General features: G+C 61.2%; 10 protein-coding genes. 4 read left to right on the forward strand and 6 right to left on the reverse strand.

The window, feature by feature from the left end:
* Positions 1–53: 53 nt before the first annotated feature.
* Positions 54–1,199, forward strand: a complete 1,146-nt coding sequence (locus AB5Y83_RS04820; RefSeq protein ID WP_100654300.1) for a patatin-like phospholipase family protein — start codon at positions 54–56, stop codon at positions 1,197–1,199.
* Between the two features lie 28 nt (positions 1,200–1,227).
* Here AB5Y83_RS04820 and AB5Y83_RS04825 read toward each other — a convergent pair whose 3' ends face one another.
* Positions 1,228–3,180: a monovalent cation:proton antiporter family protein gene (locus tag AB5Y83_RS04825; RefSeq protein ID WP_005358805.1), complete on the reverse strand. Its 1,953-nt coding sequence runs from the start codon at positions 3,178–3,180 to the stop codon at positions 1,228–1,230.
* Between the two features lie 118 nt (positions 3,181–3,298).
* Here AB5Y83_RS04825 and AB5Y83_RS04830 point away from each other — a divergent pair, with 118 nt between their 5' ends.
* Positions 3,299–4,201 (forward strand): GGDEF domain-containing protein, encoded by a 903-nt coding sequence (locus tag AB5Y83_RS04830; protein ID WP_064337057.1) that lies wholly within the window; start codon positions 3,299–3,301, stop codon positions 4,199–4,201.
* Between the two features lie 89 nt (positions 4,202–4,290).
* Here AB5Y83_RS04830 and tilS read toward each other — a convergent pair whose 3' ends face one another.
* A complete protein-coding gene (tilS, locus tag AB5Y83_RS04835; RefSeq protein WP_368174788.1) occupies positions 4,291–5,649 on the reverse strand; it encodes a tRNA lysidine(34) synthetase TilS in 1,359 nt (452 codons plus the stop codon).
* 180 nt (positions 5,650–5,829) lie between these two features.
* On the opposite strand from tilS, the gene AB5Y83_RS04840 reads away from it, so the two are divergent.
* Together AB5Y83_RS04840 and AB5Y83_RS04845 are read left to right on the forward strand one after the other, a co-directional pair.
* Positions 5,830–7,863, forward strand: coding sequence for a M13 family metallopeptidase (locus AB5Y83_RS04840; protein ID WP_368174789.1), 2,034 nt, complete (start codon positions 5,830–5,832; stop codon positions 7,861–7,863).
* Between the two features lie 58 nt (positions 7,864–7,921).
* The gene (locus AB5Y83_RS04845; protein ID WP_040066645.1) at positions 7,922–8,359 is read left to right on the forward strand and encodes a PliI family lysozyme inhibitor of I-type lysozyme; all 438 of its coding nucleotides are present in this window, start codon (positions 7,922–7,924) and stop codon (positions 8,357–8,359) included.
* A 76-nt stretch (positions 8,360–8,435) separates the two neighbouring features.
* Here AB5Y83_RS04845 and pdxY read toward each other — a convergent pair whose 3' ends face one another.
* The 4 genes from pdxY to cadC form a co-directional block, all read right to left on the reverse strand.
* On the reverse strand, positions 8,436–9,296 hold the full coding sequence (gene pdxY / locus AB5Y83_RS04850; protein WP_201973007.1) for a pyridoxal kinase PdxY: 861 nt from the start codon (positions 9,294–9,296) through the stop codon (positions 8,436–8,438).
* Between the two features lie 93 nt (positions 9,297–9,389).
* Positions 9,390–11,522, reverse strand: coding sequence for a lysine decarboxylase CadA (locus AB5Y83_RS04855; protein ID WP_368174790.1), 2,133 nt, complete (start codon positions 11,520–11,522; stop codon positions 9,390–9,392).
* A 78-nt stretch (positions 11,523–11,600) separates the two neighbouring features.
* Positions 11,601–12,935, reverse strand: a complete 1,335-nt coding sequence (cadB, locus tag AB5Y83_RS04860; RefSeq protein ID WP_005347861.1) for a cadaverine/lysine antiporter — start codon at positions 12,933–12,935, stop codon at positions 11,601–11,603.
* A 756-nt stretch (positions 12,936–13,691) separates the two neighbouring features.
* Positions 13,692–15,224, reverse strand: coding sequence for a lysine decarboxylation/transport transcriptional activator CadC (cadC, locus tag AB5Y83_RS04865; protein ID WP_368174791.1), 1,533 nt, complete (start codon positions 15,222–15,224; stop codon positions 13,692–13,694).
* Positions 15,225–15,580: the final 356 nt, after the last annotated feature.

The following is a 15,580-nucleotide window of genomic DNA, read 5'->3' on the forward strand; positions in this document are numbered from 1 at the left end:
AGTTAACTTGTCAGTGGGAACATTCTTGTCAGGACACAATAAGGCGCCAGCATATGGCCAGACCCAATACAGCGTTGTTGCTCACCGGTGGCGGTGCTCGCGCCGCCTATCAGGTCGGCGCCCTCAAGGCGATTGCGGAGCTCTACCCGCGCAATCTCGGCATCCCTTTTCCCATCCTGTGTGGCACCTCGGCGGGGGCTATCAATGTCACCGCACTGGCCTGCTACGCCTCCTGCTTCCATCTGGGGGTGCGCAAGCTGGAGTGGGTCTGGCGCCGCTTCGAGACTCACCACATCTTCGATTTTCACCCGGGGCGCCTGCTGTGGCGGTTGATGTACGAAGGGTCGGCAGGGCTGATCAATCCCCACACCAACCACGCCTTTCACCTCTTCGACAACGCGCCGCTGCACCGCCTGCTGGATCAACTCATCGACTATCACCGCATTGATGACAACATCCTCTACGGCAGTCTGGAGGCGCTGGCCATCACGGCGTCGGATTACGATGACGGCCTATCCACCACCTTCTTTCAAGGGCGGGCCGACCACCATCCGTGGGAGCGGGCCAGACGGCGCGGGGTGCGCACTGTGCTTACATCGGAGCACCTGCTCGCCTCCTCGGCGCTCCCCTTTGTCTTTCCGGCCACCCGGATCGGCGAGAAGTTCTACGGCGACGGTTCCATCCACCAGCTGAGCCCGCTCAGCCCCGCCATCCATCTGGGTGCAGAGCGGATCCTGCTGATCACCCTGGATCCGCCAGCGCACTCGGCGCCGACCCATCATCACGGCCATCTCACCAGCTCCAATATTGCCAGCCATCTGCTCGATACGGTCTTTACCGACACCCTCAACTCCGATCTGGAGCGGCTGTGGCGCATCAACCAGACTCTGGATCTTATCCCTGAGCGGGAACGCAATCGCCTCAAGCTGAAACGGGTGGAGACCTGTGTGCTGAAACCGAGTCAGGATCTCGACACCATCGCACTAGCCTACCTGCGCAAACTGCCGCTAAAGTTGCGCCGCCTGTTGCGGGTGCTGGGCGTGAAGGGGGATGAGACCAGCAGTCTGGCCAGCTTTTTGATGTTCTATCCGGGTTATTGTCAGCAACTGATCAAGCTGGGCTATCAGGACACTCTGAGGGAGCGGGAGCGGGTCACCGCCTTCCTCGATATCGAAGGGCTGCCAAAAGAGCGGGAGTAAAGGGCGCTGCCGATGAGTGCAAGGGGACTCAGCGCCCCTCCAGCAAACGCTGCTCCGCCTGCTCCATCGCCACCACGGTACCAAACAGGATCAGCCGATCGCCAGCCGCCAGCACCAGCTCGGGTCTGGGTTCCAGACTCTGATCCCCGCGCTGCACCTCCTTGATCCGCACCTCATCGAGCGGCAACTCGCGCACTTCATGGCCTACCGCCCACGCCTGATCGTGCAGCAACAGCGGATGGAGGCGTTCGAGCAGCTGATCCGCTTCCAGATTGCTGGCGCTCTGATCCCCCCAGTAAAAGCCGTGCAGGAAGCGATACTGGCTGCTGCGCTCGAGCTCCATCCGGCGGATCACCCGACCGATAGGGATATCGCAGTTGAGCAGCAGGTGGGAGACCAGCATCAGGGCCCCCTCCTGGGATTCAGGGATCACCTCGAAGGCCCCCGCCTGCTTGTACTGCTCCAGAAAGCTGTCATCGCGGGTGCGCACCAGCACCTTGAGATCCCCCGCCAATTCGCGGATCAGTGCCAGCATCGCCTCCACCCGCTTGCGATCATCAAAGGTGATGATCACCAGCCGTGCCCGCAACAACCCGGCGGCCAGCAGAATATCGCGGCGGCTGGCGTCGCCGAAGGCCACCTGCTCCCCCGCCAGCTTGGCCTCGCTCACCCGCTCGGGGTCGAGGTCTAGGGCCAGAAAGGGGATCTCCTCGATCTTGAGAAAGCGGGCACAGGTCTGCCCCGCCCGGCCAAACCCGGCAATGATGACGTGCTGGTTTTTGCTCAGTCCCGACTGGGCGACTTCGGAGCGGGTCAGCAACGCAGGATCGGTGAGGCTGCGAGCCAGCGAATGGGCCTGGGTCACCAGCCAGGGAGTCATGGCGATGGAGATGATGCCGATGCCGATCAGCAGGGAGACCAGTTGCTGATCCAGCAAGCCGTGGTGCAGTGCCAGTGCCAGCAGCACGAAGCCAAACTCTCCCACCTGACTGAGCATGATGCCGGCGGCCATGCTGTCGCGCTTGCGCTCCCCCATCAGCCGCCCGGCCAGCAGCACCAGCAGGGATTTGCACAGCACCAGCAGCACCACGCAGATCAGTACCTGCCACCATGCCCGCGCCACCAGCTCCCACTCCATGGCCATGCCGATGGTGATAAAGAAGAGCCCCATCAGCACATCGCGAAAGGGCTTGATGTCTACCTCAAGCTGATGACGGTAGTGGGACTCCCCCAGCATCATCCCCGCCAGAAACGCCCCCAGCGCCATCGACAACCCCAGCGAATGGGTCATGTAGGCAGCCAGCAGCGCCACCAGCAGGGCGCTCAGCACGAACAGCTCGTCAGAGCGGGCCCGCGCCACCTCGTGAAACAGCAGCGGCAGCAACCACTTGCCCACCGCCAGCAGAGTGAAGAGGGCAAACAGCCCCTTGAGGGTGGCCCAGGCGATCTCGGCGGCAAGGGCGCTCCCCTGCACTTCCGGCTGGGCGAGGATGGGGATCATCACCAGCAGGGGCACCACCGCCAGATCCTGAAACAGCAGCACGCTCACCCCCAGCTGGGCGCGGCGGGTATGGAGCTGCTTCTGCTCGCCAAGCTGCTTGATCACCACCGCCGTCGAGGAGAGTGCCAACGTTCCCGCCACCACCAGCGACTGGGCCAGACCCAGCCCCCACCACCAGCCGATGGCGAAAAAAAGCAGTGACGTGAGCAGCACCTGCAACATCCCGACCCCCAGCACCAACCGGCGCATCGCCAGTAGTTTCGGCAGGGAGAACTCCAGCCCCAGCGAGAACATCAAAAAGACGATCCCGAGCTCGGCAATGGTCTGCATGATCGACTGGCCGGTGATCACCGCCAGCCCGTGGGGGCCGAGCAAGACGCCGGCAATCAGGTAGGCAAGGATGACCGGCAAGCCGAGGCGCCGGAAAGTTGCCACCAGCAGAACGGCGGCGAACAGCAGGATCAACAGGTCGGTGTACAAATTTTCCTCTCCTTTTATCGACTTAAGCTTAGTCAGCCGATCTGGCGGGCAGGAAAGATATATTGGGCATGCCAATTGCAGGGAGGAGACAGTAGTCAGGTGTTACAGGTGGAAGACCATGGAAAATACGTCGTCACTTAATGGCTTTAGCCATGGCATCGAGCAGTGGGTTCGCCAGATGGAGCGGCTCACGCCGTTGCCCAGCGTTGAACGCAACCAGTTGCTCGAGCAGTTGTTGGGGCAGAGCGATCTCGGCGGTCTGCTGACAACTTTTGCCGATCGTGCGGCAAGAATTGTCAGGATCCACAGTCTCTACCTCGATTGTGGCCAGCCCCATGTGCTGATCCAGCACCCGCCGCTGGCCACCCTCAACCTGCACAACTATCCGTTCGAGCTGCGCGGTCAGCATGGCCAGCTGCTCGGCCAGCTTCACTACGAGCTGGAACATCCGCTGAGCGGCAGCCAGCAACGGGTACTGATGCAATACCATCAGCTGCTCTGCCTGCTGCTGCCCCTCTATCTGCGGCTGGAAAAACTGGATCAGCTGGTCCGGCTCGATCACCTGACCGGCCTTGGCAACCGCTCCTACTTTGACGAGGCCATCGGTCGCGCCATCGAGCAGCACAGCCGCGAGCCACATGGTCTGGTGCTGGTGCTGCTGGATCTCGATCGCTTCAAGCAGATCAATGATACCTGGGGCCATCCGGTGGGGGATCTGGTGCTGAGCCGCTTCGCCCAGCTGCTCAAGGGGTGTATCCGCAGCACGGATCAAGCCTTCCGGCTTGGAGGAGATGAATTTGCCCTGCTGCTGCAACCGGCCGAACCCGAGGCGTGGCGCCCGGTCTGGCTGCGACTGCAGCATATGTTGATGACCAATAAGGAGCTCAGCACCTTCTCGGTCGGATGCAGCCTTGGCGCCGCCAGCTGGCAATCCGGGGTCGATGTGCCGAGCCTCTACGAGGCGGCCGACAGCCACCTCTACGCCCGCAAAAAAGCAGGCAAGGCCAGCCCTAACGAATAATCCCGAACTCTTCTTTGCTCCGGCACATGCGCGCCATGTGACCGGAGCTTCTTTTTTTGGGGCTAATCCTCCCTCACACCGAGATCACCTCATGCAAGATCCTGCTCGGGCAGGATTGGGGCGGCACCGTTTCCCTGCCAGTGACAGACCAGCCCGGCACTCTGTGCCATAAAACCGTCGCAGACAAAGAGCCCCACCACCGCCGCCACCTGCTCGCCATAGTAGAGGATGGGAATGCGTCCCCGTTGCCACGAGGGAACACCATACTCTTGCAGCAGCTTCTTCATCCGCCGACTGCCGCTTCGCCCCACCGGTTTGAGGGGGATCCCGGGCGCTACCTGAAAACGCACCGAGAGCGGCTCGTCCGCTCGGGGGGCACGCAGCAGCCCCTCGCCGTGCTCCGTCATGCGTACCACCAGCTCACCCAGCCCGTCCGGCAGGGTCAGCGGCTCACCCACTGTCAGCGGCAACAGCTGATGGCAGGGTTGCAAGTCCGGGCTCACCAGATAGAGCCGCTGCTGAAAACGGCGGCAGCTCTGGCGCCCCCAGTTGAGCTGGGGATTGGCATCGCCGCGCGCCAGCGCTACCTCCTGCCACAGTCGGGCAAGCTGTTCACGGGATGGCATCTCCCCCCCCTGACGGCGGATCCAGTAGCGCAGCAGGTTGTTGCGCCGGGTGGGTGAAAGGGCGTGCAGCGGGCCGATATGGAGCGCCTCCCCCTCGCCCGCCAGCTGCCAGTCGCTCTCGGCCAGCTCATCCAGCAGCGCCTCCTGCTCGGCGCACAGGGCCATGCTGCGCGCCGCGGTCTGGGCCATGGCGGGCCAGCGCGCCTTGAGCTGGGGGATAAGCGTCTGGCGCAAAAAGTTGCGGTCATAACTCACGTCCAGATTGCTCTCATCCTCCACCCAGCCAAAGGGGAGGCTCGCCGCCGCCTCGGCCAGCTCGGCGCGACTCATATCGAGCAGCGGCCGCAGCAACAGGCCGCCGGCAAAGGGCTGGCTTGGCAGGATCCCCGCCAGCCCGCGCAGACCGGCGCCGCGCTTGAGGGCCAGCAGCAGGGTCTCCAGCTGATCGTCCTGATGGTGGGCGGTGAGCAGCCACTCCCCCTCCCGCATCCGGGCGGTCAGCCGCTGGTAACGGGCGGTGCGCGCCTGCGCCTCCAGACTCTCGCCATTGCCACGGGCCAGAGTCACCCGCTCGACCAGCAGCTCCACCGCCAATTGCTGACACACGGCTTCACAATGAGCGACCCACTCATCGGCATGGGGACTGAGGCCGTGGTGCACGTGCAGGGCGCGAAGTGACAGGCCATGCTCGCGGGCATACTGCGCCGCCAGCACCAGCAGCAGGGTGGAGTCGAGGCCGCCACTGAAGGCCACCAGCAGACCGGTGGAACCTTCCGGCGCTGGCATAGTCAGACAAAAGCGAGAATAAAGATGAGAAATCATAGGCTTCCCCAAAATGGACCGGCCGATCTTAGCAGAGTCGGGCTTATCAAGCTGCAACCCTGCTGCTAGAGTGAGGCTCGCCCGCCCTCTCCACCAGGCTGGCCGCAAGGCGGTCGCACAACCGGTTGGAGCAAGGAAGATGGGCAGGGAAGCAAACAATCCGAATTGGAATCAAACAAGATGAACAATAAGAAAAGCTTACTGGCCGGCCTGATTGGACTGGCCCTGCTGGCTGGCTGCAGTCAGGCACCGCAAGACACCCCCAAACACTCCGGGCTGGCGCTGGCCAATATGGACACCCAGGTCAAACCCGGCGATGACTTCTTCCGCTACGTCAATGGCAAGTGGCTCGCCACCGCCAAGATCCCCGACGATCGCCCCGCCGATGGCGCCTTCTACATGCTGCGGGACAAATCCCTCGCCGATGTGCGGGTGCTGGTCGAGGGGCTGGCCAAGCAGGAGGCCGCCACCGGCACGCCGACCCAGCAGATCCGCGATCTCTACGCCAGCTATCTGGATCAGGCAGGCCGTGACGCCAGGGGGCTCACCCCGCTGGCACCGGCGCTGGCCGATATCGACCGGATCGGTGATCAGGCTGCGCTGGCCCGCGCCTTTGCCCAGTCGGGCCGCATGGGCGGCGGCGCGCCGTTCGGCATCTGGATCGACGCCGATGCCAAGTCCCCCGACCGCTATGCGGTCTACCTCTATCAAGGTGGCCTGGGGCTGCCGGATCGGGACTACTACCTTAAGCAGGATCCCGACAGTCAGGCCCTGCGCCAGAAGTACCAGCAGCATATCGCCGCCATGCTGAGCCGCCTCGGGGAATCTGACCCGAGCGGCAAGGCCAAGCGGATTCTGGCCCTCGAAACCCGGCTCGCCACCATCCAGTGGGACAACGTCGCCCTGCGGGATCGGGAGAAGAACTACAACAAGCGCCCCGCCAGTGAACTGGCACGGCTCGCCCCTCATCTCGACTGGCAGGCTTATCTCAATGCCGCGGGCATTGCTGGCCAGCCGGAGCTCATCATCGGTCAGCCGACCTATCTGAGCGCGCTGGATCAGGTGATGGCCCAGACCCCCATCGCCGACTGGCAGGCCTACCTCAAGTGGCAACTGCTGACCGATTACGCCCCCTATCTCGACAACGAGACCGACCGCGCCAACTTCGCCTTCTACGGCACCACATTGAGCGGCACGCCCAAGCAACGCGCCAGCTGGGAGCGGGCGCTCGGGGTGTTGAACGATCATCTGGGTGAAGCGGTCGGCCAGCTCTATGTGGCCCGCTACTTCCCGCCTGCGGCCAAGGAGCGGATGGAGCAGCTGGTGGAGAACCTGCGCACCGCCTACGGCCAGAGCATCAAGGAGCTCGACTGGATGTCGCCCGAGACCAAGGCGCAGGCCCTCGAGAAGCTGGCCAAGTTCCGCCCCAAGATCGGCTACCCCGACAAGTGGAAGGATTACAGCGCCATCACCATCAAACCGGATGATCTGGTGGGCAACCTGCAACGCTCGCAAGCCTTTGAATACGCAGACAGTCTGGCGCGCCTCGGCAAGCCGGTCGACCGGGACGAGTGGCACATGTCGCCGCAAACAGTGAACGCCTACTACAACCCGAGCAACAACGAGATCGTCTTCCCGGCGGCCATTTTGCAGCCCCCCTTCTTCGACATGACGGCGGATGATGCGGTCAACTACGGCGCCATCGGCGGGGTGATCGGCCACGAGATGGGCCACGGTTTTGATGATCAGGGGGCCAAATCCGACGGTGATGGCATGATGCGCGACTGGTGGACACCGCAGGATCTCAAGGAGTTCCGCTTCCGCACCAGCCGGCTGGTGGCCCAGTACAACCGCTTCGAGCCCATCAACGGTCAGTTCGTCAACGGCCAGTTCACCCTGGGGGAGAACATCGGCGATCTGGGTGGTCTCACCATCGCCCACAAGGCCTATGAGCTGTCACTGGATGGCAAGGAGGCGCCGGTGCTGGATGGCTTCACCGGCGAACAGCGCTTCTTCCTCGGCTGGGCGCAGGTGTGGAAGGGGATGTATCGCCCCGAGCTGATGCAGATGCTGCTGCGCTCCGACCCCCACTCGCCGCCCGAGTACCGGGTCAACGGCGTGGTGCCGAACATTCCCGCCTTCTACGAGGCATTCAACATCCAGCCGGGGGACAAGCTCTATCTGCCGCCCCAGAAGCGGGTGAAGATCTGGTAGCAACATCACGGCGGGCTCCCCGGGAGCCTGCACTCAATAGACAGCAAGAGGTTGCAAGATGAACAGAGCATTGATGATGGCAGGGCTGCTGACCCTGCCGCTGGCGGCACAAGCCGAAGAGGGATTTAGCAAGCAGCTGACCCTCCCCTCCGGGCAGGTGATCCGGGTAGCGCAGGGGGCCGGTGAGCCCGCCTCCATCGGCAGCTATGACGTGCGGCTCTATTCGGGTCAGAACGCCCAATTTCCACTGGATGAGTTTCAGGATGGCAAGGTGATGGCCCGCAACGGCTTTATCCGGGAGCTGAAACTGGTCGATTTGAATGGCGACAAGCAGCCTGAGCTGGTGGTCATCATCGAGAGCGCTGGCAGCGGCAGCTATCAGGATGCCGATGCCTACACCGTCAGCCCGCAAGGGGAGCTGGAAATCTTCAATCAGGTCAAGGAGCTGGAGCCCAAAGAGGATGTGGTCAAGGCGCTCAAAAGCCCGCAAGACTAAGCCCTCTCCCCGAATCTGAAATATAAAAAGCCCTGATGATCAGGGCTTTGTTGTTTCTGCTGTTGACGCAAATAGCCTAGAGGCGGGTCGCCCGGATGGAGACCTGCGGCAGCGCCATCTCGTGCTGGGCCGCCACCAGTTGCAGCTCGTAGGCTCCCGCCAGCCAGGTCCGGGACAGTACGGCATCCACGCTGGCGTTGGTAAGTTCGAACGCAGCTACCGGGGTACAACCGGCCAGCAGATTGGCCAGCATGGTGGCGCTTAGCAGATCCCCCACCCCGATGGGGTGGCGAGCAAAAGGGTAGAGCGGGCGGGATAGATGAAACGCCCCCTCCTCGCACACCAGCAGCATCTCGAAGCGGTCCATGGCAAAGCCGGCCTTGCCCAGATGCTTGACCATCACCAGCTTGACCCCTTGCGCGCGCAGCTGCTGGCACGCTTCGATGGCCTCCGGCACATTGCGGATATCGCGGCCGGTGAGCTGTTCCAGCTCCAGCAGATTGGGGGCCAGCATATCGGCGCAGGCTAGTGCCCGGTTTTTCAGAAAATCGGCGACGCCGGGTGCCACTATGCACCCCTTGTCGGGGTGACCCATCACGGGGTCACAAAAATAGAGGGCGGCCGGATTGAGCGCCTTGAGCCTGGCCACTGCAGCCAGGATCTCCTCCCCCTGTTCGGCCGAGCCGAGGTAGCCACTCAGCAGCGCATCGCACTGGGCCAGCACGCCGATCTCCGCCAGCCCGTTCACCAGCTGACGGATATGGCCGCCGGGCATCACCATCCCCTGCCAGCCTTCGCTGTATTGGGTGTGGTTGGAGAACTGCACCGTGTTCATCGGCCACACCTCGATCCCGAGGCGACGCATGGGAAAAACGGCGGCGCTGTTGCCGGCACAGCCAAAGACTACGTGGGATTGAATGGAGAGCACTCGCTTCATGGTTGGCGACTCACGCAATAAGAACAGGAATTCCGGAGGGAAAAACGGGCCTTGCGGCCCGTTGTTGTCACTTTCGACTGTTGTCACTGTCGATTAACGCAGCACCTTGACGGTGTAGCTGCCATCGGCCTGACGATAGAGGCCGTGGATGTCGGTCTCGAAGCCCGGGTAGTGGGCACCGATCTCGCACAGCATCTCGAGGAACTCGAGCACCGGCAGAGAATCCTGGGTCACCATCTCGCCCGGCAGTACCAACGGAACTCCCGGCGGGTACGGCAGGATCATGTTGGCGCTGATGCGGTCAACCATGTCACGCAACGGCACCTCTTCCAGATTGCCCGCCAGCTCTTGCTGCCATGCAGCATGCGGGGTCATCTTCATCTCCGGCAGCACGTCGAACGCCTTGAACATCAGCTCCGGCAGACGATATTTGCAGGTCAGATCATGGATGCTCTGGGCCAGCTCCTGAATGCGCATCCCTTCGTAGAAGCTCGGGTCTTCACGATAGAGGCTCGGCAGGATGCTCTTGATGGTCAGGTTCAGATCGTAGCCACGCTTGAACTCGGTCAGGGCACGCAGCAACTGCATCGCCTTGGACTGATCGATACCGATGGAGAAGAGGAACAGCATGTTGTAAGGGCCGGTCTTCTCGACCACGATGCCGCGCTCGTCCAGGAACTTGGAGACCAGAGAGGCAGGGATGCCCTTCTCCAGCAGCTTACCATCACGACCCATACCCGGGGTCAGCAGGGTAACCTTGATCGGATCCAGGTACATGTGGTTGTCATCGATGTCCTTGAAGCCGTGCCAGTCATCTTTCGGATCCAGCTTCCAGCACTCGACGGTGTCGATGTTGTCCGGCTGCCATACGTCGAAGAACCAGCCTTCACTCTGATCACGCAGACGCTTGATCTCTTTGCGGAAGGAGATAGCGCGATCGATGGAGTCCTTGATCAGACGCTTGCCGGTGTTGCCACGCATCATGGCAGCGGAGATCTCGGTCGATGCCACGATGCCGTACTGCGGCGAGGTGGAGGTGTGCATCATGAAGGCTTCGTTGAAGGTCTCTTCCTCCACGTCACCCTTGATGTGGATCATCGAGGCCTGGGAGAAGGCCGCCAGCAGCTTGTGGGTGGACTGGGTTTCGTAGAACACCTTGCCCGGCATCGCTTCACCGCTCATGCCGCACTTGCCTTCATAGATCGGGCTGAAGTTGGTGTAAGGCACCCAGGCACTGTCGAAGTGGATGTAAGGGGTATCCAGCGCCTCCTTGATGAAGCCGGTGTTGTAAAGCAGGCCATCATAGGTGGAGTTGGTGACGACGGCGTAACGGGGAGCCTGGGCACCCGGTGTTGCGGCAACCTTGGCAGCGATGGTGTCGCGGCTGAACTCGCTCTGCGGGATACCACCCAGAATGCCGTAGGCGTTGCGGGTCGGACGGAAGTAGATCGGGGTCACGTCGTTCATCATCATCAGATGAGTGAGCGACTTGTGGCAGTTGCGGTCAACCAGCACTGTGCTGCCTGCCGGCGCGGAGAACATGCCGACGATCTTGTTGGCAGTGGAGGTGCCGTTGGTGACGATATAGGAGCGATCGGCGTTGAAGGTACGGGCGATGTACTCTTCGGCTTCCTTGTGCGGACCTGAGTGATCCAGCAGGGAGCCCAGCTCCGGCATGGAGATGGAGACGTCAGCCTTGAACGCGTTCGGGCCATAGAAGTCATAGAAGATGCTGCCGGCCGGGCTCATCTGGAAGGCGGTACCGCCCATGTGACCCGGAGTACAGAAGGTGTATTTACCCTCTTCCACGTACTTGAACAGCGCCTTGGTGAACGGCGGCAGGATGGCGTCCTGATACTCCTGAGTGGCCTGACCCATCTTGAGGGCGATGTCATCGGCCATGCCGAGACGGTACTCGAAGAAGTGGACGTTCAGACGCAGGTCGGTCAGGTGAATGTCCAGAGTGGACTGGTCGTTGGCGAAGGCGAAGATCGGCAGCTTCTCGTTGCGATCGTGGATCTCCTTGCACAGGCCCAGGGAGTATTTGTCCCAGTCGAAGATGGCGCCGCAGACGCGGGGGTTCTTCTCGATCAGCTTCAGCAGGTCGGCCACATCGACCGGATAGACGACCTCGAAACCCTTGCGCTCGAGGGAGGCTTGCAGCTGGCGAATGGGTTCTTCTTTAAAGAAAACGCCCAGGTGGTTGAGGATGGCAATGATATTCATCGTAATGCTCCACACGTAAAGGGGCGCTCTCCATCAGGGATGGTGAGTGAAGAGCGCTCGGAAGATAAAAGGGGGGAATTAGTTGCTGGGTTGTTCGTTGAGCAGGGCGTCGTGCTGACGCAGACCCTGTTTTTTGGCGTAGAACATCAGGATGATGAGCGACACCACGAAGGTAGCGGTGAGGTTGGAACCCTTGGCACCCATCAGGGCTACCAGACAGAAGACACAGGCCACACCGGAGAAGATCATGGCGCCGATGCTGCGGGAGGTCATGCCCTCGAAGCGGATCAGGTTAATGCTGGAGTAGAAGTAGGGCAGCATGGTCAGCAGCACCGCATCTGTGGTCAGCACGTTGAAGAGATCGGCAGCGTGAGCGGACTGGGAAGTAAAGGCGGTCAGGCCAACCATCAGGGCAGTCATCTTGAGGGAGCCCAGGATCAGACCCTTCTTGGCTACGCCGTTCTTGTCCACTTCGCCATAGATTTTCGGGAAGTTGCCGTCGTTGGCGGCACGCTTGCCCGCCTCGCCCACCAGCATCATCCAGGAGCCCAGCGAGGTGAAGCAGGCCAGGGCGGTGAAGGCAGAGACGAATGGTGCAGACCAGCTACCGAAGATGGCGGAAGAGGCCATGGCAAACGGGGCGCCGGAGGCAGCCACTTCACCGGCCGGGAACATGCCGCTGATCACCTGGGTAGAGAGGATGTAGATAACACCCGCGATACCTGTACCCAGCATGGTAGCGAGCGGTACGGTACGCTTGGGGTTCTTCACCATGCCGGAAGAGACGGCGGCAGATTCAACACCCACGAAGGACCAGAGGCAGATCAGCACGGCGCTGATGACCGCATGCAGGTCGCTGCCGCTGGTGGTATTCCAGTTCTGGCTGTAGACGGTGGCATCAAAATGACCCCAACCCATCACCGCTGTACCGACAACCGGCAGCAGGATCAGCACCAGACCCAGAGTACAGAGTCGGCTCACCCAGCTACCGCCAAGCAGGTTGACGAAGGTGAAGATCCAGACGGCAGCGATGGTGGCTGCAGCGGCCGGAATTGGGCTGTTGAGAATGGGGAAGAAGACCGAGAGGTAGGAGACGCCGGTAATGGCGATGGCCAGGTTACCGATCCAGTTGGCGTGGTAATAAAGCACACCGGTCTGGAAACCGAACACCGGAGAGATCTCGCCAGCGTAAGCAATGGGGCCACCCTCTTGCGGGTTCTTGGTAGCCAGGCGGGCGAAGACGAAGGCGAGGCCCATGGCGCCTACCAGACAGATTGCCCAGCTAAAGACAGAGATGGAGCCGATGGTGGCCAGTGCCGAAGGCAGCAGCGCGATGCCACTCCCCATCATGTTGCCGGCCACCACACCTGTACAGGCGATAAGGCCAATCTTCTTGCTCGTATCTAGGGACATAAGATCTCCGGTTCTATAAAAGGTCGGGTCGTCACATACACATTTGGCGGAACGCCCCGCCAAAGAATGGGCACAGACTAGGCCTCTCATCCCCGGAAAACATAAAGACCAGCTAACGGATAAAAATATGAGGCAACTTTTTTCGCCGCCTCGTCACTTTTGATAAAAACCATTTAAAAACAGTACATTGACATCACATCACACAGCCGTCTTGATAAAACCTTGAGATCCTTCCGTCCCATTTTTGCCCCTTGATAACCCCCTTATCTCGCCGTCTTGATATTTTTGGCCAGATAAACCCGGGATAAAGCAGCTCCCATTGCGCCACCCTGCCCTTGCGGCTATTTGGAAGCCCTTCGGATCATCACCCTGAGTGGCCGCTCACCTCCTGCTTGACCCTCCGCTCGGCTCATCACAATCCAAACTCAGAGGTAAAGCGCAACGGCGATAACCGGTCAGCAATGAGAAATGGGTCGAGACAGACAGCTTATCCCGCCGCCAACCATGAGCAGATGTCACAAGCTGCGCGTGGCGTAAAGCCGGGCAAACTCGAGTGCAGCGAATGCCGCGGGCAAGACAAAGGCAGATGTAGATAGTGGGGAACTGCGGGGGGATAAATCGGGCCACACCAGAGCAACTATCCCCGGTGGCAAAGAAGCAGGATTGAAACAAGCAGAAACCGCACAGGCCGCCCGAAGGCAGCCTGTGGATGAGGTCGGCAACCGCACCGACCGGGGGAAAACCAACACTGCGATGTTAGAAGAGCTTCACCTTGCTCTGACCCAGCGCATTGAACAGGGCCGGAGTGAGGCTCTCCATATTGCTGTAGAAACCGAGCTGCTGGCAGAGCAGATAGGTCTGCTCGGTCGCCTCCATCAGGAAGGCCTGACTGTAGGCATCACCCGCCGCCTCGGGGCGACCATCCAGCTCCGCCAGCTTACCCTGCAGTATGTAATAGAGCACCGAGCGGCCGCGTTTTGCCGCCTGCTCCAGCAGATAGTTCGCCTGCTGCTGCTCGCTGTTGAGCACCGCCTGCAGCGCCAGCGCCTCCCACACCCGGGATGGCAGGGCACCGCCATTTTGCACCACGCGGGCGAGATGGGTTCCCACCTCCTGCAGCCGCTCGCTCTCGGATTGCCCCGCCAGGGTGGCCAGCACCTCACCGGCCAGATAGCGCTCTGCCAGCAGCAGCGGTTGATCTGGCTGGAGCGCCAGCGCCTCTTCGAGCAACTCGATACCGCGCTTGAGGGCGACCGGATCCCGGCTGTTGGTGTAGTAGTGAGCCTCCATCATCGCCATCAGGGAGGCATCATCGGTCGGCCACCCCATCCCCGGCTCGGCATCCGGCTGGTCGAGGGCACGCAGCAGATCCTGACTGCTCTCCTGCAGCACGCCATGCACGTTATGGCGGCTGAGCTGGTACTGGTGGCTGAACAGCACCCGGTTGGTGTTGATATTGCGGTACTCCAGATCGAGGTAGGTGCCACGCGGCTGGCGCGATACCCGCACGCTCAGCTCCTTGCCAGGCATAATGCCTCCCATCAGAGTGGTGGCACCATATTGCACCCGCAGTGGCGTCGCCGCCGCCACCTCGGCCATCAGGGCGCGAGTGATGCCGTCGGCAAGGCGGACGTTCTCGTTGTTGTCATCCATGCCGGAGTGGAAACGGAACACCAGCAGGTTGGGATCCAGCATGGAGTGCACCTGCGGCGCCGTGTGCTGGTAACTGAGCAGGCTGACGATGGCAACCAGAATGACGGCCACGAAGATATCGAAACTCACCATCTTCCAGCGGCTGCGGGCATCCTTGGCATGGTTGGAGATGGCGCGGGTCAGGGGCCCGGCGGGAAAAGGTGCCACATTGGAGAGTGGCTCATCCTCAGCAGGCGGACTGAGGTCGGAGAGGGTCGGATTAAGCTGGGAATTGGCAGAGGAGACCGCATGCTCCTCGGCAGCAACCAGCTCCTGCTGCGGCCGTACCGGCGCTACCAGCTTGTAACCACGCTTGGGCACGGTAACGATATAGTCGGTCGCGTCGGTGCGACCATCTTTGAGGATCTTGCGCAGTTCGAAGATGGACTGGGTCACGACCTGATCGGTCACCTCGGCGCCGTCCCACACCTCGTTGATCAGGGCGTCGCGGCCAAACACGGTGCCGGCATTGCGGGCCAGAAACCGCAACAGGTTGACCAGCCGGGGTTCGAGGTAGACCTCGCGGTCGGGACGGCAGAGCGTGTTGTCGTCAACGCTCAGGGTCCAGTCATGGATCTCAAAAACCGATTCGCTCATGATTCACTCGCTGCAGATGGTGACAATGCACGATGAGAGAGACGCAAAACCCGGGCTGACTGAACGGAACAAGGCGCTATCACCACAGGTGACAGATAAAAAGAGAACCGAAGCAATCACATCTCTGAGAGTCAGTCTGGCCAGGCCATCCTGTTTACGTCTGAAGGGCATCCTTGCGGGCATTCCGACCACCGGGATCGGAAGGGATCACTTTAAGCAAAACGGGAGCTGGATCCCACTTTTTTTGGCTATAAATCGCCGTTGAGTTGATCCGACACCGCACTTTTCGGCAAATAGCGTGCCAACTAGTATTCATATGAACATCCCATATGTCGTAATCAAAAAGCCCTGAACAT

This window comes from Aeromonas sp. R5-4, from assembly GCF_040908215.1.
Taxonomy (GTDB): domain Bacteria; phylum Pseudomonadota; class Gammaproteobacteria; order Enterobacterales; family Aeromonadaceae; genus Aeromonas; species Aeromonas veronii.